Source organism: Streptomyces sp. CB02959 (genome assembly GCF_002803155.1).
GTDB lineage: Bacteria > Actinomycetota > Actinomycetes > Streptomycetales > Streptomycetaceae > Streptomyces.
Genome location: NZ_NNBP01000007.1, coordinates 19,884 through 39,260 on the forward strand (window position 1 = coordinate 19,884; position 19,377 = coordinate 39,260).

The 19,377-nt window shown below is 72.9% G+C and carries 21 protein-coding genes and 1 pseudogene; 7 read left to right on the plus strand and 15 right to left on the minus strand.

Annotation, left to right across the window (positions count from 1 at the left end):
• The first annotated feature begins 186 nt into the window (after positions 1-186).
• Together CG747_RS13300 and CG747_RS13305 are read left to right on the plus strand one after the other, a co-directional pair.
• On the plus strand, positions 187-885 hold the full coding sequence (locus tag CG747_RS13300) for a response regulator transcription factor (RefSeq protein WP_100601931.1): 699 nt from the start codon (positions 187-189) through the stop codon (positions 883-885).
• 218 nt (positions 886-1,103) lie between these two features.
• On the plus strand, positions 1,104-1,961 hold the full coding sequence (locus CG747_RS13305; protein WP_100601932.1) for an alpha/beta fold hydrolase: 858 nt from the start codon (positions 1,104-1,106) through the stop codon (positions 1,959-1,961).
• Positions 1,962-2,294: 333 nt separating this feature from the next.
• On the opposite strand, the gene CG747_RS13310 is transcribed toward CG747_RS13305, so the two are convergent.
• The 7 genes from CG747_RS13310 to CG747_RS13345 all read right to left on the minus strand — a co-directional run bounded on the left by CG747_RS13310 (position 2,295) and on the right by CG747_RS13345 (position 8,612).
• Complete coding sequence (locus CG747_RS13310) at positions 2,295-2,846, minus strand: YciI family protein (protein WP_100602154.1); 552 nt, start codon at positions 2,844-2,846, stop codon at positions 2,295-2,297.
• A 137-nt stretch (positions 2,847-2,983) separates the two neighbouring features.
• Positions 2,984-3,478, minus strand: coding sequence for a DUF3995 domain-containing protein (locus CG747_RS13315; RefSeq protein ID WP_100601933.1), 495 nt, complete (start codon positions 3,476-3,478; stop codon positions 2,984-2,986).
• Between the two features lie 27 nt (positions 3,479-3,505).
• Positions 3,506-4,549, minus strand: a complete 1,044-nt coding sequence (locus CG747_RS13320) for an aldo/keto reductase (protein ID WP_100601934.1) — start codon at positions 4,547-4,549, stop codon at positions 3,506-3,508.
• Between the two features lie 8 nt (positions 4,550-4,557).
• Positions 4,558-5,022: a MerR family transcriptional regulator gene (locus CG747_RS13325; RefSeq protein ID WP_100601935.1), complete on the minus strand. Its 465-nt coding sequence runs from the start codon at positions 5,020-5,022 to the stop codon at positions 4,558-4,560.
• A gap of 84 nt (positions 5,023-5,106) precedes the next feature.
• A complete protein-coding gene (locus CG747_RS13330; protein WP_100601936.1) occupies positions 5,107-6,795 on the minus strand; it encodes a GAF domain-containing protein in 1,689 nt (562 codons plus the stop codon).
• Between the two features lie 727 nt (positions 6,796-7,522).
• Entirely contained in the window at positions 7,523-8,374 is an 852-nt protein-coding gene (locus CG747_RS13340; protein WP_100601937.1) for a universal stress protein, read from the minus strand.
• A 1-nt stretch (position 8,375) separates the two neighbouring features.
• Positions 8,376-8,612, minus strand: coding sequence for a DUF1918 domain-containing protein (locus CG747_RS13345; protein WP_100601938.1), 237 nt, complete (start codon positions 8,610-8,612; stop codon positions 8,376-8,378).
• 176 nt (positions 8,613-8,788) lie between these two features.
• Here CG747_RS13345 and CG747_RS13350 point away from each other — a divergent pair, with 176 nt between their 5' ends.
• Positions 8,789-9,250, plus strand: coding sequence for a Crp/Fnr family transcriptional regulator (locus CG747_RS13350; protein ID WP_100601939.1), 462 nt, complete (start codon positions 8,789-8,791; stop codon positions 9,248-9,250).
• A gap of 52 nt (positions 9,251-9,302) precedes the next feature.
• Here the strand turns inward: CG747_RS13350 and CG747_RS13355 are convergent, their stop codons facing one another.
• The 4 genes and pseudogenes from CG747_RS13355 to CG747_RS13365 all read right to left on the minus strand — a co-directional run bounded on the left by CG747_RS13355 (position 9,303) and on the right by CG747_RS13365 (position 11,702).
• Entirely contained in the window at positions 9,303-10,031 is a 729-nt protein-coding gene (locus tag CG747_RS13355; RefSeq protein ID WP_100601940.1) for a pyridoxamine 5'-phosphate oxidase family protein, read from the minus strand.
• Between the two features lie 84 nt (positions 10,032-10,115).
• Positions 10,116-10,523, minus strand: coding sequence for a universal stress protein (locus CG747_RS49310; RefSeq protein ID WP_257980390.1), 408 nt, complete (start codon positions 10,521-10,523; stop codon positions 10,116-10,118).
• A 109-nt stretch (positions 10,524-10,632) separates the two neighbouring features.
• Positions 10,633-10,980 (minus strand): annotated as a pseudogene (locus CG747_RS49315) (universal stress protein); the annotation flags it as partial.
• A complete protein-coding gene (locus CG747_RS13365) occupies positions 10,977-11,702 on the minus strand; it encodes a CBS domain-containing protein (RefSeq protein WP_100601941.1) in 726 nt (241 codons plus the stop codon). The gene CG747_RS13365 and the pseudogene CG747_RS49315, both read right to left, overlap by 4 nt.
• Before the next feature lie 251 nt (positions 11,703-11,953).
• On the opposite strand from CG747_RS13365, the gene CG747_RS13370 reads away from it, so the two are divergent.
• Positions 11,954-12,946 carry a nitroreductase gene (locus CG747_RS13370; RefSeq protein WP_100601942.1) on the plus strand — a complete coding sequence of 331 codons (993 nt, stop codon included), beginning with the start codon at positions 11,954-11,956 and terminating at the stop codon, positions 12,944-12,946.
• Positions 12,947-13,312: 366 nt separating this feature from the next.
• Here the strand turns inward: CG747_RS13370 and CG747_RS13375 are convergent, their stop codons facing one another.
• Positions 13,313-13,843 carry a universal stress protein gene (locus tag CG747_RS13375; protein WP_100601943.1) on the minus strand — a complete coding sequence of 177 codons (531 nt, stop codon included), beginning with the start codon at positions 13,841-13,843 and terminating at the stop codon, positions 13,313-13,315.
• Positions 13,844-14,071: 228 nt separating this feature from the next.
• On the opposite strand from CG747_RS13375, the gene CG747_RS13380 reads away from it, so the two are divergent.
• The gene (locus tag CG747_RS13380; RefSeq protein ID WP_100601944.1) at positions 14,072-14,614 is read left to right on the plus strand and encodes a GNAT family N-acetyltransferase; all 543 of its coding nucleotides are present in this window, start codon (positions 14,072-14,074) and stop codon (positions 14,612-14,614) included.
• Between the two features lie 32 nt (positions 14,615-14,646).
• On the opposite strand, the gene CG747_RS13385 is transcribed toward CG747_RS13380, so the two are convergent.
• From CG747_RS13385 to CG747_RS13390, 3 genes are all read right to left on the minus strand, one after another.
• Positions 14,647-16,215, minus strand: a complete 1,569-nt coding sequence (locus CG747_RS13385; RefSeq protein ID WP_100601945.1) for a Na+/H+ antiporter — start codon at positions 16,213-16,215, stop codon at positions 14,647-14,649.
• 300 nt (positions 16,216-16,515) lie between these two features.
• Positions 16,516-16,671, minus strand: a complete 156-nt coding sequence (locus CG747_RS47950; protein WP_180985515.1) for a hypothetical protein — start codon at positions 16,669-16,671, stop codon at positions 16,516-16,518.
• Between the two features lie 273 nt (positions 16,672-16,944).
• Positions 16,945-17,529 carry a helix-turn-helix domain-containing protein gene (locus CG747_RS13390; RefSeq protein ID WP_100601946.1) on the minus strand — a complete coding sequence of 195 codons (585 nt, stop codon included), beginning with the start codon at positions 17,527-17,529 and terminating at the stop codon, positions 16,945-16,947.
• Between the two features lie 117 nt (positions 17,530-17,646).
• Between CG747_RS13390 and CG747_RS13395 the strand changes: the two genes are divergently transcribed.
• Together CG747_RS13395 and CG747_RS13400 are read left to right on the plus strand one after the other, a co-directional pair.
• The gene (locus tag CG747_RS13395) at positions 17,647-18,483 is read left to right on the plus strand and encodes a DMT family transporter (RefSeq protein ID WP_100601947.1); all 837 of its coding nucleotides are present in this window, start codon (positions 17,647-17,649) and stop codon (positions 18,481-18,483) included.
• 179 nt (positions 18,484-18,662) lie between these two features.
• Positions 18,663-19,370 carry a B3/4 domain-containing protein gene (locus CG747_RS13400; RefSeq protein WP_100601948.1) on the plus strand — a complete coding sequence of 236 codons (708 nt, stop codon included), beginning with the start codon at positions 18,663-18,665 and terminating at the stop codon, positions 19,368-19,370.
• The last annotated feature ends 7 nt before the right edge of the window (positions 19,371-19,377 follow it).

Below are 19,377 nucleotides of genomic sequence, written 5' to 3' on the forward strand. Positions count from 1 at the left end.
CGCGCACCCCTTTCGACTGCTGCCCCGAGCCTGCCACCCCGGGCAGCGGCGGGAGAGGGCCGAACGGTCCCGGAGCGAGGGCCGGTGTGCGTTCGGCGGAACCGGGCCGGGCCGTTCGGCCCTGGCACACCACCCCGGGTGGAGCCACGATGGAGCAGGGGCCCGGTTTCACGGACGGAGGGCCTCATGAGCGAGCCGGCTGCCTTCTCGCCGCGGCGGCCGATCCGGGTGTTCCTGGTCGACGACCACGAGGTCGTCCGACGCGGCGTACAGGACCTGCTCGACGCGGAGCCGGACATCGAGGTGGTGGGCGACGCCGGGACGGCCGATCACGCGCTGGCCCGGGGACCGGCGCTGCGGCCCGACGTGGCAGTGCTCGACGTCCGCCTTCCGGACGGCGACGGCGTCTCGGTCTGCCGTGAGCTGCGCTCGCGGCTGCACGGGGTGGCCTGCCTGATCCTCACCTCGTTCGACGACGACGACGCGTTGCTCGACGCGATCATGGCCGGCGCCTCCGGCTACGTCCTCAAGGAGATCAAGGGAGCCGACCTGGTCGCCGCGGTGCGCACCGTCGCGACCGGGCGTTCGATGCTCGACCCGGCGACGACGGCGCGGCTGATGCGCCGCCTGCGGGGCGAGGAGGACGACACCCGGCCCGAGGAGGACGCCCTGTCCGGGTTGTCGGCCCGGGAGCGGGAGATCCTCGAACTGATCGGCGAAGGGCTGACGAACCGTCAGATCGGTGCCCGGCTCTACCTGTCCGAGAAAACCGTCAAGAACCACATCTCCCGCCTCCTGGCCAAACTGGGCGTCGAACGCCGCATCCAGGCGGCGGTGCTGGCCACGGAGCACGACGCACGGACCGGCCCACAACGGGCCGGCTAGGGATTGTCCCGCAAACCGCCTGGTCAGGCCTGGTGACGTGATCGACTCGTGATCGGTGAACCCGGCGGCCCAGGTGCGATGAAGTATGTCCTGTTCGGAGTATGCCCCGTTCGATGTCGATGTCGATGTCGATAAACAAGGGGCATCCATGGGCATCGGCCGTGGATCGAGGTTTAGTCTCACGGGAGTTGAGTTCCTCAGCTTCGGGAGGGTGGCCTATGTCAGCCGTGCACGTGACCGTGTGGGATGACCGCGATCCGGGCGGAGGAGGCCGGGCCCCGACAGCTTCGAGGGCCCCGGTGACCCCGGCGGCCGCTGCTGCCCCCGCCCTCTTCATCCACAACATCTTCACCTGGGGCAGCGACTCCACGTACGGGTTTGCCGGGCAGCGGACCCTCGCGGACAGCCGGCGGCTCCTCCTGCTGGATCGCCGGGGGTACGGCGACAGCCCGGACACCGCGCGCAGCGACTTCGACGTCGACGCCGAGGATGTCGTGGAGGTTCTCGGCGACGGGGCCTCCGCCGTGGGGCCCGGCGGCGCCCACCTCGTGGGGCATGGGAACGGCGCCGTCGCCGCGCTCATCGCCGCCGCGCGCCGCCCCGACCTCGTCCGCTCCCTCGCCCTCATCCAGCCCTCCGCCTTCACCGCCGCCGCGCACCATCCGGTCGTCGCCGACCTCCTCGACCGGGTGCGCGACGGTGCCCCGGGCATCCCGGACAGCGTCACGCCGGAGCAGTATCTGCGTGCTTCCACCGAGGGGTTGGGGATGGTCATGCCCGAGCCCACGTCGCGCCGGCTCCGTGCCGTTGCCACCTCCATGAGGGAGCGGCCCATCTGGGAGGCGGAGATCCCGCTGGAGGCGATCCGGGACGCCGCCCTGCCGATTCTGGTGATCTGCGGAACCTGGGAGCGCGCGCCGGCCGCGTACCGCGAGCACGTGGGGCTCCCTCTCATGGCCGTGGCCGAGTCCCTCACGGACTCCCTCGGGGGTCGCCTGCTGCGGGTGCCCGGGTACTACCCGCACACCCAGGAGCCCGCCGCCGTCAACGCCGCCCTGCGGGAGTTCTGGGGCTGACCCGGCTCGGCCAGCCGCATCACCGGGACCAGCCCGGCCTGCGCGATCGGATTCGGGCTCAGGCGGCGGGCACTTTCTGCGTTTCGAGGAAGCAGCTCCCGAACAGCGATCCCGGCTGCCTCGGATGTGTGAGGCAGCCGGGACCAATCAGCCCGCCGGGTCAAGGACCATGTGCCCGTCAGGTGCAAACAGCCTGTTCAGTCGGCCTTCAGCTCACGGGGGCGTGCGGATGGGCCAGGAGCCTCCGCGGCATTCGCCGGCGACGGAAGGTTCGACCGGATGCTGCAAGCGGCGCAGGCGAAAGCGGACGCGGCGGGCGGGCGCCGCCTCCCTTCAGGACGGGCGCCCGCCGAACTGCCAGTCGTGGACCTCGATGTCGGCGTACCGGTCCGCCGTCAGGACGGCGCGTGCCGCGTCCGGGTCCGGCGCCCGGACCAGGGCCGCGGTGCCCAGCCAGGTGGCGCCGTCGTCGGACGACAGCGGGCCGTACGCGATCAGTTCGTCCTGGTCGGGCGGTGCGGTGACGTCGGCTGCCGGTCCCGTGCCGAGGCCGAGCACCAGGTAGCGGTTGCCGCCTGTCCGACCGCCGGGGAAGTCCCACATGGTGCGCCCCAGCGTGTTGTGCCATCGGCGCAGCAGCACGTCCCGGTACGCGCCTGCCTGGTAGCCGGGCTCGTCGAAGGCGAACGCGCGAGCGGTGGCGGGATCGGGCAGGTCGAGGATGTGCACGCTGCCGGTCGGGGGGCCGTCGTCGCGGGCGAAGGTCGGGCCACGGGCGATCATCTCCGCCCCGTACCGGTCCATGTAGGACCAGTGCTCCTCCAGCAGCGCCTCGCGCAGCGCCAAGGAGCCCGGTCGGTCGCGGTGGTAGCAGAAGAACTCCATGACCGAAGTCTCCACCAGTACCTGCTGCCCCACCAGGGGTTTCGTTCGCCCGACGCGCCTGACGTGGGCGGGAGTTCAGGTGACCGGTCACCGGCCCGCGTTGCCGTCAGGGGCGGCCCGCAGTGCCTTGCGCACTGTCAGGCGGCCCCTGCCCGCAGGCGCTCCGCTCTGCCGAACCTCCGAGCGGCCAGGCCGAAGGCGAGACCACCGGCCAGGAACCAGGGGTTCCACAACACCAGCGTCCAGAACCGCTGATCCGCGCTCACGTTCACCTCGCCGCCCGCCGCGTCGGTCAGCAGCAGCGCCTCGACGGCGACCCCGCGCACCAGCAGTACGGCACAGGCACACCAGGCCAAGGCCGCGACCGCGCGTCCGGCCGCACCAGGCCACCGCGGCCTGGTGAGGAGCCATCCCAGCACACCGCCGGCAAGGCACAGCATCCCCACACCCCACAGGCCCACCGCGACGAACCATCCGGGGCGGTCCTCGGCCAGCGGCCCCGCCGAGACATCGAGGCCCCAACTGCCGCCCAGCGCCCAGTAGAAGTGCAGCACGCCGAAGGCGACCGCCCAGGCACCCGCGACGCGCCCCCACAATCCGGGTGTCGGCTCTCCCCGGAGGTCCTCATCCATAGGGGGAGCATGCCACGGTGCCCGAGCTCACTCCGATGCCGGGCCCTGGGCCTCGCGGCCTATGGAGGTGAGTGACATGTCCGAGTACCGGTCGCCCGCCACCTGGCCGGCGATCGGCTCCAGCAGCGCCAACTCCTCGGCGCTCAGCGTGATCCGGGTGGCCGCGGTGTTCTCCAGCAGGCGGCTGCGCTTGCGGGTCCCGGGGATCGGCACGACGGTCAGGCCGTGCACCTGGGCCCGCTGCTGCACCCAGGCCAGGGCGATCTGCGCGGTGGTGGCGCCGTGGTCGGCCGCGATCCTGTGCAGGGGGGCCAGGAGGGCGGCGTTCGCCTTGGCGTTGTCGCCGGTGAAGCGCGGCAGGAGCTGCCGGAAGTCGCCGCCGGAGAGTTCCTTGCCCGCGTCGGTGAAGGTGCCGGTCAGCAGGCCGCGGCCGAGCGGCGAGTACGGCACGAAGGTGACCCCGAGTTCGGCGGCCGCGCCCACCGCGCTGTGCTCGACGTCCCGGCTGAAGACCGACCACTCCGACTGCAGGGCGGCGATCGGGTGGACGGCGTGCGCCTCGCGCAGCTCGGCACCGGTGACCTCGCTCAGGCCGAGGTGCTTGACCTTGCCCTCCCGCACGAGTTCGGCCATGGTGCCGACGGACTCGGCGAGCGGCACGTCGGGGTCGCGGCGGTGCATGTAGTAGAGGTCGATGACCTCGACGTCCAGGCGGCGCAGGCTCGCCTCGACGGCCTGCCTGATGTAGGCGGGATCGTTGCGGATGGCCCGGTGGCCCGGGTCGTCGGCGCGGAACTCGAAGGCGAACTTGGTGGCCAGGGTGATCTCGTCGCGGTGCGCGGCGACGAACGGCGCGAGGAACTCCTCATTGGCGCCCATGCCGTACATGTCGGCGGTGTCGACGAGGGTGACGCCCGCCTCGACGGCGGCCTCCAGGGTGTCGCGGGCCGCCGCGTCGTCCGTTGCCCCGTAGGCGGCGCTGATGCCCATGGCGCCGAAGCCCTGGACGCCGACGAGGGGGCCGCCGGTGCCCAGTTCGACCTTGCTGATCTGCTCGATGGCGTTGCTCATGATGGCGCTCAGGCCCCTTCCGGCGCCCGGTGGGCGCCCGTGTAAAAGTTGATCTTGGCGTCGAGGACGGTGAGGGTGTCCTGCAGTTCCGCGATGTGCGCGGCGACCTTGTGCCGGGTCTGTTCCAGGATTTCCCGCCGTTCGCCGAAGGTGACCTCGCCCTGGTGGACCAGCTCCGCGAAGCGCACCATGTCGGCGACCGGCATCCCGGTCAGCCGCAACCTGCCCACGAAGGACAGCCAGTCCAGGTCCCTGTTGCCGAAGAGGCGCTGGCCGTTGTGCGACCGCTCGACGTGCGGCATCAGGCCGATCTGCTCGTACCAGCGCAGCGTGTGGGCCCTGAGCCCGGTGAACGCCGCGACCTCGCTGATGGTGTAGCGGTCCTGGCCGTCCGGTCGCGGGTGGGTCTGACCCGCGGACACACAGGCGTCCACCGGGGGCGACGTCGTAGGGGAGCTGTCGATCACCGTCATGCGGCACACGCTAGAGCCTTCAAGTGCACTTGAAGCAAGTGCCCTCCGCGCGGCGGCGCCTCCGTACCGCGGCTCCGTACGGTGTCAGGCGGGCAGCGCGGCCGACCACACCAGGCGGGTGCCGCCGTCCGCCGGCGTCTCGACGGTCAGCCCGCCGCCGGCGCCCTCGGCCCGTTTGGCGAGGTTGAGCAGACCGCTGCGTCGGCCGTCCTCGGGAATCCCCACGCCGTTGTCGGTCACGGTCAGGGTGAGTCGACCGGCACGGGCGCTCAGGGACACGTCCGCCGCGCTCGCCCGGGCATGCCGGGCGACATTGCTGAGCGCCTCCCCGAGCGCCGCCAGGACGTGCTCGGCGAGGGCCTCCGGTACGTCCGTGTCCAGCAGGCCCTCCATGTGGAGGGACGGCGTGAATCCCAGTGTGCGGGTCGCTTCTTCGAGTGCGGCGACCGTCCGGGCCCGGAGCCCCTGCCGCTCGCGGGACGCGTCGCGGGAGCGCAGTCCGAAGATGGTGGACCGGATGATCTTGATGGTCTCGTCCAGGTCGTCCACCGCGCGCAGCAGCCGTTCGCTCGCCTCCGGGTGATCGACGAAGCGCACCGCGCTCTGCAACGTCATGCCGATCGCGAAGNTCGCGAAGAGCCGCTGAATGGCCAGGTCGTGCAGGTCGCGGGCGATGCGGTCACGGTCCCTGAGCAGCCGCACCTGCTCCGCGGCCGCTCGTTGCTCGGACAGTTCCATGGCGAGCGCGGCCTGCCCCGCGAACGTCAGCAACGGCGCGGTCTCGGGTTCGGTGAACGGGGCGCGCCCGCGGAGCCGCGCCAGGAGCAGCACCCCGCGGACCTTCTTGCCGGTCGCCATGGGCACCGCCACGGCCGGCCCCAGCCCCCACCAGCGGGGCGGGCCGGTGGTGATCCTGGGGTCGTGCTCGACGTCCGTGCTGATCAGCGGGCGTCCGGCGGCCAGCGCGGCGCCGGCGAACGATCCGAGGCGGGGCAGGACCAGGCCGCGGTGTGCTTCGGAGTCGACGCCGCGGGCCAGTTCCATGCGCAGGCAGTCGCCCTCCGCCGGCAGGGCGAGGACCCCGAGGTCGGCGGAGAGGATCCGCACGGCGTGGTCGACGATCGTGGGGAGCACGTCCCGCTCCTCCGCGCCCGGGAGCAGCCCGGCCACGATCTCGTGGTTGGCCTCCAGCCATTCCTGGCGGTTGCGGGCCTCTTCGAAGAGCCGAGCGTGCTCGATGGACACCCCGGCGGCCACCGCCAGCGTCGACAGCAGCGTCTCGTCGTCGTCGGTGAACGGCTCGCCACCGCGCTTCTCGGTCAGGTAGAGATTTCCGAACACCTCGTCCCGGACCCTGACCGGCACCCCCAGGAACGAGTGCATCGCCGGGTGGTTCGGCGGGAATCCGTAGGACGCGGGGTGGTCGCCCAGCTCGCTCAGCCGCAGCGGCGCGGGGTGGCGGATCAACTCGCCGAGGATCCCGTGGCCGGCCGGCAACGGGCCGATCGCCTTGAACTGCTCCTCGGTCAGCCCGACGGGCAGGAACTGCGTGAGCCTGCCATCCGCGCCGATCACGCCGAGCGCGCCGTACGTCGCGTCCGTCACCACGACGGCAGCCTCGACGATATGGCGCAGCACCTGCGGCAGCTCCAGCCCCGCGCCCACCGTCAGCACCGCTTCGAGCAGCAGGTGCTGCGACCGGCTGCTCGCCTTCTCCACCGCACGCAGCCGCTCCACCAGCTCGTCCGGCAGTCCGTGCGGGAGCGGACGCATTCCCTCCTCCGTACGGCAGTAGTCCTCGCCCACGGCAAGCCTCCACCACGGCCGGCATCCGTGGCCCGGCCACACCACCCACGGTAGTGCGAGGAGCCGAAGCGCACCTCGCGAGCGGCGGCCCCCGCGGGCTGCCGCCGGGGCGCGCCACCGCCGCGCCACGGACTGTGAGTTCCCGCGCGATCCGTGCGCCGATCGCCGGGAACCGGGCCGCGATCGAGGGCGACCCGCGGTGTGCCGTGCGGCACCGCCCGTGCTCCGGCCGTCCGGGGCTGTTCCTGGCGCCGGCCGATGTAGCCGTCGGGGCGGATGAGGAGGGAGGTGCCGTCCGAGGCGTGGTACGCGCGGTAGGCGTGGCCGTGGGTGTCGATGATGTGCGGGCCGGGCGCGGTGTGGCCGGGGCGCAGGACGGTGTAGGCGTGAGGCCGGTCCGGGGCCGGTGCGCCGAACGTCAGGTGGGTGGCATGGGGGCCGCGGTAGAGGTCGAAGAGTCGGACGGTCTTGCCGTCGGCGCCGGTGACGGGGCGTCCGGCGCGCGGTCGCCCGCGACGATCCGGCCTGCGGTCGTCCGGTAGGTCACGTCCAACTGGCGGGTGTTCTCCCCGCGTTCGTGGGCGTCCGCGGCTCCTTCCTGGTGCCGTCGGAGAAGTTGGGAGCTGACGTCGAGGACCTTGGCGGCCGTCGCGCGTCGTTCGGTCCCACGCCGCCTGAAGCCCCGGTCGTGCGCTCACCCCCGCGGAACGATCGCCACCGGGCACCGTGAGTGGTGCAGCACGGCGAGCACGGCCGGCCCGAGGGGCAGCGGGGTGCGTTGCGTCCGGCGCCCGATGACCAGCAGCCCGGCCCGCGCACAGGCACTCAGCAACACGGGCACGGCCCTGCCCCGGGCCACCTGCTCGATTACCCCGACGCCGGGGAACTCCTCCCGCCACGGGGCGAGGCGTGTGGAGAGCAACTCCCGCTCGCCTGCCGCGTACTCCACCTCGTCCAGCGGACGGGCGGCGTCCGCGCCGAGGACGGTCGCGGACCGCCAGGCGTGTACCGCGCGCAGCCCCGTGCGGTGGGCCGCAGCCGTCGCGAACGCGTAAGCCAGCACGGTGTCGCCTTCGGCGCCCGGCTCCTGCACGCCGACGACGATCTCGGGGCCGGGGCCGACGGACGACTCCTCCTCGCGGACGGTGACCACGGGGCACTTCGCGCGGCCCAGTACGCGCAGGCTCACCGAGCCCAGCAGGAAGCCGGCGATGCTGTCGTGCCCGCGCGATCCGAGCACCAGCAGCGTGCACTCCCCGCTGCGTTCCGCCAGCGCGTCCGCGGCCTCCTCGGCGACCTGCTCGGCCTTCACCGGGATACCGGGGTGCAGTTCCTCGACCATGGCCTCGGCCCGGTCGAGGATGTCGGAGCCGTACCTGCGCCGGTCGGCCGCCTCCCCATCGGAGGACGCCGGCCAGGGCGGGGAGACCCAGGAGTGCAGGAGGTGCAGCGGGAGGTTGCGGACGGCCGCCTCCTCGGCGCCCCAGCGCACCGCGGGGACGCTGTTGCCGGTGCCGTCCAGCCCGACCAGGACCGGGCCGCCCATGTCACACCTCCGCCGGAGTCGCGGTCCGCAGCGGTGCGGCCCCCGAAAGGCAGGCGGTGTGGCGGACGAGGGTGCCGGGGCCGGGGAAGAAGAGCCAGATCTGATCGGTGTCCGACCAACGGACGTCGTAGGGCGGGGTCCCGTCCTCGTGGTGCAGGCCGACGACCTCCCCGTCCCGCCGGGTGGTCCCCGTGGTCGGGCAGCCGACCACGAGCTGATCGCCCAGGTGTGCCTGCACCGCCCTCACCTCGTTCGCGCACGGGTGTCCAGTGCCGAACCTGCCACCGGCGGCGTCGGCGGGGCATGGGGCGAATCGCCTGGTTGAAGGGTCGTTCGGCCCATGGGGACGGGGCCGACCGGGACTCGTCCCCGGCGTCGCCCCGCGCTTCCCTGAAGGTGACGAGGAGGGCCGTCATGGCCACCACACCGCTGCTCCAGCAACTCCCGCCCAACGGACGGGAACGCCTGCTGGCCTTCGCCCACGAGGTGACGTTCCCGGAAGGCACCCACCTCTTCGAGGAGGGCGGGGCCGCCGACCAGTTCTGGATCCTCCGCACCGGTTCGGTCAACCTCGACGTGCACGTGGCGGGCCGGCGGCCGGCGGTCGTCGATCTGCTCGGCCCCGGGGACCTGCTGGGCTGGTCGTGGCTGGTGCCGCCGTACCGCTGGCGGATGGGCGCGGAGGCGTTCACCCTCGTCCGGGCCCACGAGTTCGACGCGACCGCGGTGCGTGCGCTGTGCGAGGCGGACCCGGTGCTGGGGCTGGCGGTGACCCGCCAGGTCCTCGACGTCGTCGCCCGCCGGCTGCAGGCCACCCGGCACCGGCTGATCGACCTGGGCGGCGCGGGCGCGAGCGTCCGGCCCGCACCGCCTTGAACGACCCTGCGGTGCACGCGGCCCTGCGGTGCACGCGGCGGGGCCGGGCCGTTCAGGCGCCCGCGCCGTGGTCGGTGCTGCCGGTCGGCTGCGTCGGCGCCCCCGGCACGCGGATCCGCCGCCCGCTCAGACGGGTCGGCCGGATGGCGATCCACTGATACCGGCCACCACCCACCCAGGGAGCCGAGTACGCCTGCTCCTCGAACTTGCGGGACGCGTAGAAGCCGGTGACGACCTCGGCGGGCCCCACGGCCAGCACACTCCACCCCTGGCTGAACGCCTCGTCGATGCGGTCCACCTCCAGCGCGACCTCGTGCCCGGCGGCCGCGGCGGGACCGGAGCCCGCCTGGGTGCGGTAGGCGATCACGTCGTCGACGACGGTGTAGTTGACCGGAAACACAGCGGGGGCCTCGTCGAGCGTGACGGCCACCCTGCCGACACCGTGCGTGGCAAGCAGTTCCCGGCATTCGTCCGGGCCGAGCGCCAACACCTCGGGGTGCGCGCCGGCCTTGCCGAGGCCCGGCGGAAGGTCGGCGGTACCGCCCGTGAGTTCGGCGACCGTGGTGTCGAGCGCACCGGCCAGACGTAGCAGGAACCCGATGCTCGGTTCGGCCCCGTGCTCCTCGACGTACTGGAGGTAGCCGGGCGAGGCGGCGGCCCGGGACGCGACCTCCTCGCGGGTCAGCCCCAGTTGCTGCCGGCGCAGTGCGGCGCGTCGGCCCAGGTCGCTGCGGTCCCGTGCCGGCTCGGCGCCGGATCCCGTTGCTCGGTCGGTTGTCATCGCGTACACGTCCTTTCTGCCGGCGGGGCCGGCGTGTCCGTGCGCAGTCGCCACCCGTGCGCAGTCGCCACCCGTGCGGAGCGGTCACCCGTGCGGCACGATCGCCACGGGGCAGGGCGCGTGGTGGACGGCCGCGTGGACGACATGGCCGATGCGCGGGACCGCACGGCCGAGATGCCGACGGCCGACGATCAGCAGCTGCGCGCCCGCCGCGCCGTGCAGCAGGGCGGGCGCCGGACTCTCCATGACCACCTGCTCCTCCACCCGCACGTCCCGGAACTTCTCCCGCCACGGGCGCAGCGCCTCGGACAGCTCCTCGCGGGCGATCCGGGCGGCGTCGTCCGCCGCGTCCCGCTCCGCGCCACCGCCGCGGTCGTAGGCGAACGGCGGGGAGGTTCCTGCCGTGTACGGCGCAGAGCGGGACGGCTCGCCGGGCGGCGGTCTCGAAGGCGAAGGCCAACAGCCCTTCGCAGGGCGCGTGCAGGCTGACACCGACCGCGACGCTGCTGCTGCTCTCGGCCGCGGGGCTGTCCTGCCGGGAGCGGACCAGGACGACCGGGATCGTGATCCGCGGCACCAGGTCCAGGCCGGTCTCGCCCAGCGCGAAACGCGCCGCCGGGCCCAGCCCCCGCGACCCCAGGACCAGCAGATCAGCCTGCGCGGCGGCCTCGACCAGGGCCTCCAGCGGCTGCTCGCGCACCAGAGCCACGTCAACGGGCACCCCCGGCTCCGTCGACTCGACCGTCGACCTGGCCTCCTCGATGATCCGGTCCGGCCAGTGCGGCGGCTCCGACGACCGCGGTGCGCCGCGCGGCCCTGCGGCGAGGGGCGGCCAGGCGGTCAGGATCCGCAGCCGGGACTGCCGCAGCCGCGCCTCGTGTGCCGCCCACCGAGCTGCCGCCAGGGCCTGCGACGTCCCGTCCACACCGACGGTGACGAGGTACTTCATGACGGCGACCGGCTTCGCCCCGACCGTCCTTCGTCCGCCCCGCCGGCCCGGCCGCCGGTGGCCGGAGCGGCCCTCAGGTCATCGGAGCCCCGCACGTCGTGGGAGACCGACACCACGCCGTCGACGCTCGCGGACATCCGCACCAGCACGGGGATGAGCACCGGGTCCGTCACCCTGCCGTGCAGGGTCACCTGTCCCCGTTCGACGTCGGCGGTCACGTCCCACGCACCGAGCCGCGCCGTGCGCCCCAGCACTTCCCGGGTGATCTCCTCCCGGATCGCCTCGTCCTTGCGCAGGAAGACGCGCAGCAGGTCGCTGCGGCTGACGATGCCCAGCAGGGCATCCGCCTCGTCGACCACGGGAAGCCGCTTGAGCTGCTGCACCTCCATCAGGCGCGCCGCCTCCACCACCGTCCATTCCGGGTGGGCACACACCGCCGGAGCGGACATCAGCTCTCCGGCGGTACGGCCCTCCGCCCGCGCCTTCTCCCACGCCTCCAGGTGCGGCAGCGGCGTCCGCCCGGACAGATCGGACCGGTCGGCCGCCTTCCGCAGCAGATCGGCCTCCGAAACGATGCCGGCCGGCCGGCCGAGGCTGTCGAGCACCGGGACGGCGCTCACCGCGTGGTCGGCGAGCGTCTGCGCGATCTCCTTGAAGGGGGTGTCGAGCTGCACGCTCACGACCTTCCGGGTCATCAGCTCACCAATCGTGCGGTGCTCCATCTCCGGCTCCTTCCACCACGGCGGCCGGCGGCGCGGCCGCACTCCCAGCGTGGCCCGGCCGGCGAACGGACCGCTATGAGCCACTCGGCCCCGCCCCGTGGCCCGGCCGTCCCCGGCAGGCCGACCGGCCCCCAGCCGGGGCCCTATGGCCCCTGATGCCGCCGACGGAGCCCCGCGACCCTGGAGGAACCCGCTGACTCCACCGTCCGCGTCCGGATCGGACGCGGTCCGATCCGCCCGGGAGGCCCCCGGTGCTCACCCACCGCACCCTCGACGACACGGCCGTCAGGTCGCTGGTCGCCGAAGCCACCACCGCGCCCTCGATGCACAACGCCCAGCCGTGGCACTTCGAGTACTCCCGGGCGTCGCGCACCATGCTGCTGTTCGCCGACCCGGACCGCGCGATGCCGCTGGCCGACCCCACCACCCGGGGACTGCACCTCGGCTGCGGGGCGGCCCTGCTGAACCTCCGCGCCGCGGCCGCGCATGCCGGCCACCGCACCGTGACCACCCTGCTGCCGGCTCCCCACACCCCGACGCTCCTGGCCTCCGTACGGCTCGACGTGCCGCACGAGCCGCTGGACGTGGCGCTCTCCGGCCTCTACTCGGCCCTCGCCGACCGGCACACCAGCCGCCACCCCTTCACCGAGCGGCGCATCCCGGACAGCCTCCGCGCCGCCCTCGTCGAGGCCGCGGCCAGGGAAGGGGCCCGGCTGGCCTTCCTCACCACTCCGCACCGCGAGGCGGTACTCGACCTCATCCTGCACGCCGAGGGCTACGACCGCATGGACGACGGCCGCGAAGCCGAACAGCGCGGATGGACCCGCGACGCCTCCACCGAAGCCCCCGCGGACGGCATCCCGGAGTACGCCTTCGGTCCGGCGAAACGCGGCGGCACGGCGCCCGTACGGGACTTCGCCGGTCGGCGCACGGTCCCCGGACGCGCCTACGCCGACTTCGAGAAACGGCCGCAACTGGCCTCCCTCAGCACCGCCCACGACGATCCTGCGGACTGGCTCCGCGCGGGCCAGGCGCTGGAACGCGTCCTGCTGCTGGCCACCCGCCAGGGACTCGCCAGCTCCTTCGCCACCCAGGCCCTGGAATGGCCCGACCTGCGCTGGCTGCTGCGCGACCCGCTCTCCGGCACCGGCTGCGTACAGATGATCCTCCGCCTCGGCTACGGCCCCGACGGGCCGCGCACACCGCGCCGACCGGTGGACGAGGTCCTGACGATCACGTCGTGAGCCCCGAAGCGCGAATCGGCCACGGCCCGCTGCGCCCGACCACCTCGCCGCCCGAGAAGCCGGGGCGGCCGTCCTGGAGGACGCCCGCTCCGGCAGCGGAGGACCATTCCGCGTACATGCCATCGTCGGGGCAACGGGCACCCCGGGCCAAGGTCCGGACGGGGTAGCGAGGGGAGGGCCATCCGGTCCCTTGCGGAGCGTGTCCCGGTGGGGAACGTCGGACACCCGGTGTGGTTGCCCACCGAGGAGGACGGCCGAGGCAGGACCGCGACCTGCCTCGGCCTGCGTCTGCGCGACGACGTCCAGGCGCCTTACTGCACGCTGGTCGCACGACGCGTCGCCGTTTTCCGGCGGTCCGGTCCGGTGTCAGCGCCTTCCGGCCAATCCCTCGGTCGTGAGGGGGAGTTTCCAGGTGTTTCGGCGGTGCACGGCGTCGAGGGCGCGGTGGAGGGGCGAGGGCGGCACGGCCAGCACCGGGCAGCAAGCGCGGGCGAGGCAGTACCGGGATACGGAGGGCCACAGCGCCCGGCGCAGTGGTCCACGGGCGCCGGCCCCCACCACCAGCAGATCCTCGGGCCGATCGGCGACCTCCAGCAGGACCGTGCCCGGCTTGCCGTATACGACGAGCGGCTCCACCGGTACCCCGGGCCCGGCACTTCCGAAAGCGGTGTCGAGAGCGTCGGCGAGACGGTCGACGGCCATGCTGCGCCAGGCGGTCCTGGGCGCCGGGCAGACCCCGCCGCGATGGGGGATGTCGCCGCCCGGCGGTTCCCAGGCCAGCACGGCCCACAGCGCGGCGCCGGTGGCGCGTGCCTCGGAAGCGGCCCGATGCAGAGCGGTCAGACTGCCCAGCGAACCACTCACCCCCGCCACGACGCGGTTGCCAGGTCTGTTCATGGGGTCAACTCCTCGGCCTGTGCCACATCACCTCGTTCCATCGAAGCGCCTTGGACGAAGCGATCGCGAGGCGTTGGCGCTTCCCTTGCGCGGGGAGGGGAGACCCTGACGATTCCATGACACCGCCACCCACCACAGAGGCGCAGACACCGGCCCGCGCTCCCCGGCCGTCGGCCGTACCAGGTCCCGATCGTCCGCTCACAGGAGGCGGATTGAGATACTCCGCCCATGGATGCGGGGACGACGGGCAGCGGTACGCGACCGGACGGGGCGGTGCCCGCGCGGGCCGCAGGCCGGCTGTTGCGTTCGGCGGTGCCGGCGGACGTCGAGGTGATCGCGGAGTTGTGGGCCACCGTCATGCGTGCGGACCTGGAACGCCTCGGGCGCTACGACGAGCACCGGGTACGGCAGCGGCTGCGGGACTCGTTCTCCCCACGGCACACGTCGGTCATCATGATCGACCGCGAACTCAGCGGGTGCGTCACGATCCGGCCCGCCGACGGCGGACAGTGGCTGGAGCACTTCTACCTTGCTCCGCACCGTCAGGGCCGAGGACTGGGATCCGCCGTCCTGCGCCACGTACTTGAACGGACCGACGCGCAGGGCATGACCGTGAGCCTGAACGTCCTGCAGGGCAGCGCCGCCCGTCGGCTCTACGAGCGCCACGGTTTCGTAGTGGAGTCCCAGGACCCGATCGACGTCTTCATGGTGCGCCCGCCGGGGACGTCGGCGGGCGGCCCCGCGAACACCCCGGCGTCCGGCCGACTTTGAACACGTGCCGTATCTCGCCGGTACGTAACGGGTCACTCCTCGCCGAGCCCGGCCTCCTCCAGATCCAGACCGCGTTGCAGACGGCGCCGGGTGGTGTCGCTGATGTGGTTCTCCGCGTACAGCCGTTGCAGCTGGGCGGATTCGGCGGCTATCACGGTGCGGCGCAGGGCCCGGTAGGTGGTCGCCGGCGCCCAGGGGGAGGAGGCGGTGCCGTCGTCCTGGTCGGCGTCGGCCTGGTCCAGGCGGGCCAACAGCCCCCGGCGCAGCTGGTCGAGGAGGGGAGTGGGTGCGGCCTCGGCGGCTTCGAGTTCGTCCAGGCAGGCCAGTCCCGCCGTGGCGAGACCGGCGCGGGCCCGGGCCTCTTCGCGGGCGGTGTGCTCCGGTTCCAGGGCGATCTTCGACCAGCGGACGACCGGGGCGAGCGTGAAGCCCTGGAGGACGAGGGTGAAGACGACCACGCCGGTGGTGAGGACGAGGATCAGCGAACGGTGCGGCAGCGGACTGCCGTCGTGCGCGGCCAGGGGGATGGACAGCGCGGCGGCCAGCGGCATCACGCCGCGGGTACCGGCCCATGAGACCACCGTGGGGATGCGCCAGGTGACCGCCCCGTTGCCGCGGCGGCGCTGCATGACGGCGGAGAGCGGAAGGACCCCGAGGAGCCGGACGGCGATCACGGTGCCGGCCACCGCCAGCACACCCAACGGCCAGGTGTCCTCGTCAGCAGTCAACTGGCCGACGAGCGCGGGGAGTTCCAGGCCGATAAGGGCGAAGACGACGCTCTCCAGGAGGAAGACCACCGTGCCGTAGACGGCATGCACCTGGAGGCGGATGGCGGCGTTGGTGAGCCTGTGCCCGGTGCTGCCCAGCACCACCCCCGCGACCACCACCGCGGTGACGCCCGAGGTGTGCAGATCCTCGGCGAGGACGTACGACGCGTACGGGGTGACCAGGGCGATCACCGTTTCCAGGATCGGGTCCTCGGTGCGCCGCCGGATCAGCGCCACCACGGTCGCGACGGCGCCGCCGACCAGCGCCCCACCGCCGCCCAGGAGCAGGAACTGACTGCCGGCCGCGGGCAGGCTGACCGCATGGGCGGCTATGGCGGTGCCCGCCGCGACCTTGAACAGCACCAGGCTGGTGGCGTCGTTGAAGAGGCTCTCGGATTGGACCAGCACCTGAATGCGCGGCGGTAGCGCGATCTTGCGGCCGAGGGCGGTGACCGCGACCGGGTCGGTACTTGCCAGCACCGCACCCAGGACGAACGCCATGGTGGGGGAGAGCGGGGTCAGTGCGGCGGCCACGGCACCGACGGCGGCCGCGGTGGCCAGTACCAGGCCGAAGGCGAGGACCGTCACCGGCCGCCACACCAGCCGCAGTTCGCGCCACGGGATCTCCTCGGCGGAGGCGAACAGCAGGGGCGGCAGCACGAGCACACTGATCGTTTCGGGCGCGACCCGGACGGCCGGTATCCCGGGCAGTACGCCGATGAGGAGGCCGCCGACGACGAGCAACGAGGGAGCGGGGATGCGCCAGTGGCGAGCGCCGGTGGCCACCAACGTGGCGAACACGACGAGAAGGAGCAGGGCAGTAAGGTCGGTCACGGGCTCGTCTCCGGTGGCTTCGGTGTCGCTGAACCGCCGCCGACCAGACTTCCCGGCACTCCGTCAGGAAACCTACCGTGTGTTGTCGCGTCACTGCCACGGTCTTGACGCACCATGCTGAATCCGCCCCGGGCGACCGCTGCCGCGAGCAGCCGTGAGGCGGGCTCGCGTGGCATCTGCGAGTCCGCCTCGGGTCGGGCGTCAGGTCCCTCGAACGGGCAGTGGAGACTTGCCGCAGAGACCTGTCAGAGAGGGGATGCGACGCGATGCGATGCGACGCGATCCCAACGGGTCAGGCCGTTATCCGAAGATGATGACGACGTTGCCACGGCCCCGACCGCGGTAGCCGTATCCGTAGTCACCCCAGTCTCCGTAGTCACCCCAGTCTCCGTAGTCGCGGCCGTGACGGGCCCGGTCGCTTCTGCGGCTGCGGGGGAAGAACACCTTGAAGGTCATCTTCGCCTCCTGTGCGTGGAGTTGCGCCGCGGCTTCCCCGGATCGATGGCGATACGGCGCGCTCGTCGGGGCGGCCCCTCGGGGGTTGTGCCGGCGTGCGCTGCGGCCGCGACGCTATCGACACTACGTCGGGCGCATACCACTAACAAGGATTTTATGTGAAATTTCAGACAAAAATGAACTGTCGGGCAAAGAGGGCTGATGGTGGCGCGGTGCGGCCCCAGGGCGGCGGCCGCCGTCGCCCTGGCGCGACCTCCGGGCGTTCCGCGGGGGTCAGTTCGCGGAGGCGGGGTTGGGCGGCAGGTGGACCGTCATGATCAGGTCGCAGGTTCCGGTGCCCGAGCCGCGGTAGGCGTGCGGGGCGTCGCCGTCGAACGTGGCGGTCTGGCCGGCTTCGACGGTGTGCTCGATGCCGTCGACGACCAGGGTCATCCGGCCGGAGGTGACGCTGACGGTTTCCACGACTCCGGCCTGGTGGGGGTGGCTGGGGTATTCCTCGTCCGGCTCCAGCTGCCAGCGCCAGACCTCGACGGGGGCCGGGCCCGAGGTCGTCAGCATGAGCCGGGCCTGGCTGCCCCGCGCTCCGGTCCACAGGGGCGCCACGGCGTCGGCGGCCGTGATCCGGACGCGGCCTTCGGGTGGCCCCTGCATCAGGGTGGATACCGAGATGCCCAGGGTGTCGGCCAGCCGTACCAGGGTGGCCAGGTTGGGGTTGCCCTGGGCTTTCTCCAGTCCCACGAGCGCGCCCTTGCTGACCTGGGCGCGCCTGCCGAGCTCGTCCAGGGACAGGCCCGCGCGGAGGCGGGCCGCCTTGACGTTGTGCGCGACCGCCCGCAGGGCTGCGGCTGTCTCGGCCACCAGGTCACCATCCTTCGAGCTGGATCATTTGAATGCACCGCCCGGTCGTTTGGTTGACATCGCCCGGTCGTTCCATTGTACGGTGTGGTCGCTCCAATGAATAGCAAGGGATGTGCCGTGATCGCTCTGCTGCTTGCCCTCGGCAGCTCACTCGCCTACGGGTGCGCCGACTTCCTCGGCGGCCTCGGCTCCCGCAAGGCCCATGTGCTGCGCACCGTGATGGTCGCGGCGCCGGCCAGTCTCACGGTGGAGCTGCTGTTGTGGCCGGTGCTCGGCGCGTCGTTCAGCGCCGGGGCCCTCGGATGGGGCGCCGCCTCGGGGGTCGCCTCGGCCGCCGCGTTCGCCCTGCTCTACCGCACCCTGGCGATCGGTCCGATGAACGTGCTGTCGCCGGTGACCGCGCTGGTGTCCGCCGCACTGCCCGTCGGCGTGGGGCTGCTCCAGGGCGAGCATCTGGCCGCCGCCGGACTGGTAGGACTGCCGCTCGCGCTGGTGGCGGTGGTGCTGGTCAGCGCCGGACACGGCGCGGGTTCGGCGCGTCCCTCCCGCGCCGCGCTGCTGATGGCGTTCGGTGCCGGCGCCGCCATCGCCCTTCAGCTGGTCTGCCTGCACCAGGCACCGTCCGACAGCGGGGTGGCTCCGCTGATCGTGGGCCGGGCGGTCTCCTCCGCCGTCATCCTGGCCGCGGCGGGACTGATGCGCCGCAGACTGGGCTCCGAGCGGCCCGCGTACGGCATCTCGGCAGCCGCCGGTGCGCTGGACTCCGTGGCCAACCTGCTCTTCCTGCTCGCCGCTCGCAGCGGGGACCTCACCGTCGTCGCGGTGATCACCGCCCTCTACCCGGCCGGCACGGTCCTGCTCGCCCGCGGCGTACTCGCCGAACGCATCCACCGCGGCCAGCTCGTCGGCCTGGGCACCGCCGCCGTCGCGGTCAGCCTCCTCGCCCTGACCTGAGCAAGCCCGCGGCAACGGCCTGCCCGGCCGCCCGCCCCTCGCCGTCCCCCTCCGCGTCACCCGCGACGGCCACCGCCACGTCACCCACGACGGGCCCCACCTCCTTGCCCACGAAAGATGCCGCCTCGGCCCCTCAAGGCCGCGCCGCCCGCCCGAACACAGGAAACGGAACGCCGCCCATGCCTGCCTTCCACCTCACGCCCGCCGTTGCGGACGCCTTCCCCGACGCCCGCATCGCCCTGGTCACCGCCACCGGCCTGCGCGGCCACGAATCCTGGCCGCACGCCGCCGTCGCCCTGGAGGAACTGGAGCGGCGGCTCGCCGACGGAAGCTGGAGTCCCGCCGACGAGACGGACCCCCGCATCGATGCCTGGCACGCCGCCTACCGCTCCTTCGGCACCAACCCCCGCCGCATCCGCCCCAGCGTCGACGCGCTCGGCCGCCGCCTCGCCAAGAAGGGCACCCTGCCGCGCATCAACCCGGCCGTCGACGCCTACAACGCCGTCTCCGTCCGTCACGGCCTGCCTGCCGGCGCCTTCGACCTGGACCACGTCACCGGCGACATCGTCATCCGCCACGCGGACGGCACCGAGTCCTTCACCCCGCTCGGCGAACCCGGCACCGTCGAGAACCCCAAGCCCGGCGAGATCATCTACGCGGACACCACCGATGTCCTGACCCGCCACTGGAACCACCGCGACGCCCACCGCACCCGCGTCACCGAGGACTCCACCCACGTCACGTTCGTCCTCGAAACCCTCCACGCCACCCGCGACGGCCATCTCCTCACGACCGCGGCGGAGGAACTCCAGGCCCTCCTCACCCCGCACGCCGAACGGACCGCCGTGCAGTACCTCGACCCGGCACACCCCCGGACCACCGTCTGAGTCGCGG

Bases quoted from the DNA above. Each gene is read 5' to 3' on its own strand.
- CG747_RS13305 (WP_100601932.1), top strand. From the start codon at position 1,104: ATGTCAGCCGTGCACGTGACCGTGTGGGATGACCGCGATCCGGGCGGA.
- CG747_RS13320 (WP_100601934.1), bottom strand. From the start codon at position 4,549: ATGAGCAACGCCATCGAGCAGATCAGCAAGGTCGAACTGGGCACCGGC.
- CG747_RS13400 (WP_100601948.1), top strand. From the start codon at position 18,663: ATGCCTGCCTTCCACCTCACGCCCGCCGTTGCGGACGCCTTCCCCGAC.
- CG747_RS13380 (WP_100601944.1), top strand. From the start codon at position 14,072: ATGGATGCGGGGACGACGGGCAGCGGTACGCGACCGGACGGGGCGGTG.
- CG747_RS13325 (WP_100601935.1), bottom strand. From the start codon at position 5,022: ATGACGGTGATCGACAGCTCCCCTACGACGTCGCCCCCGGTGGACGCC.
- CG747_RS13350 (WP_100601939.1), top strand. From the start codon at position 8,789: ATGGCCACCACACCGCTGCTCCAGCAACTCCCGCCCAACGGACGGGAA.
- CG747_RS13340 (WP_100601937.1), bottom strand. From the start codon at position 8,374: ATGGGCGGCCCGGTCCTGGTCGGGCTGGACGGCACCGGCAACAGCGTC.
- CG747_RS13355 (WP_100601940.1), bottom strand. From the start codon at position 10,031: ATGACAACCGACCGAGCAACGGGATCCGGCGCCGAGCCGGCACGGGAC.
- CG747_RS13310 (WP_100602154.1), bottom strand. From the start codon at position 2,846: ATGGAGTTCTTCTGCTACCACCGCGACCGACCGGGCTCCTTGGCGCTG.
- CG747_RS13365 (WP_100601941.1), bottom strand. From the start codon at position 11,702: ATGGAGCACCGCACGATTGGTGAGCTGATGACCCGGAAGGTCGTGAGC.
- CG747_RS13315 (WP_100601933.1), bottom strand. From the start codon at position 3,478: ATGGATGAGGACCTCCGGGGAGAGCCGACACCCGGATTGTGGGGGCGC.
- CG747_RS47950 (WP_180985515.1), bottom strand. From the start codon at position 16,671: ATGACCTTCAAGGTGTTCTTCCCCCGCAGCCGCAGAAGCGACCGGGCC.
- CG747_RS13375 (WP_100601943.1), bottom strand. From the start codon at position 13,843: ATGAACAGACCTGGCAACCGCGTCGTGGCGGGGGTGAGTGGTTCGCTG.
- CG747_RS13300 (WP_100601931.1), top strand. From the start codon at position 187: ATGAGCGAGCCGGCTGCCTTCTCGCCGCGGCGGCCGATCCGGGTGTTC.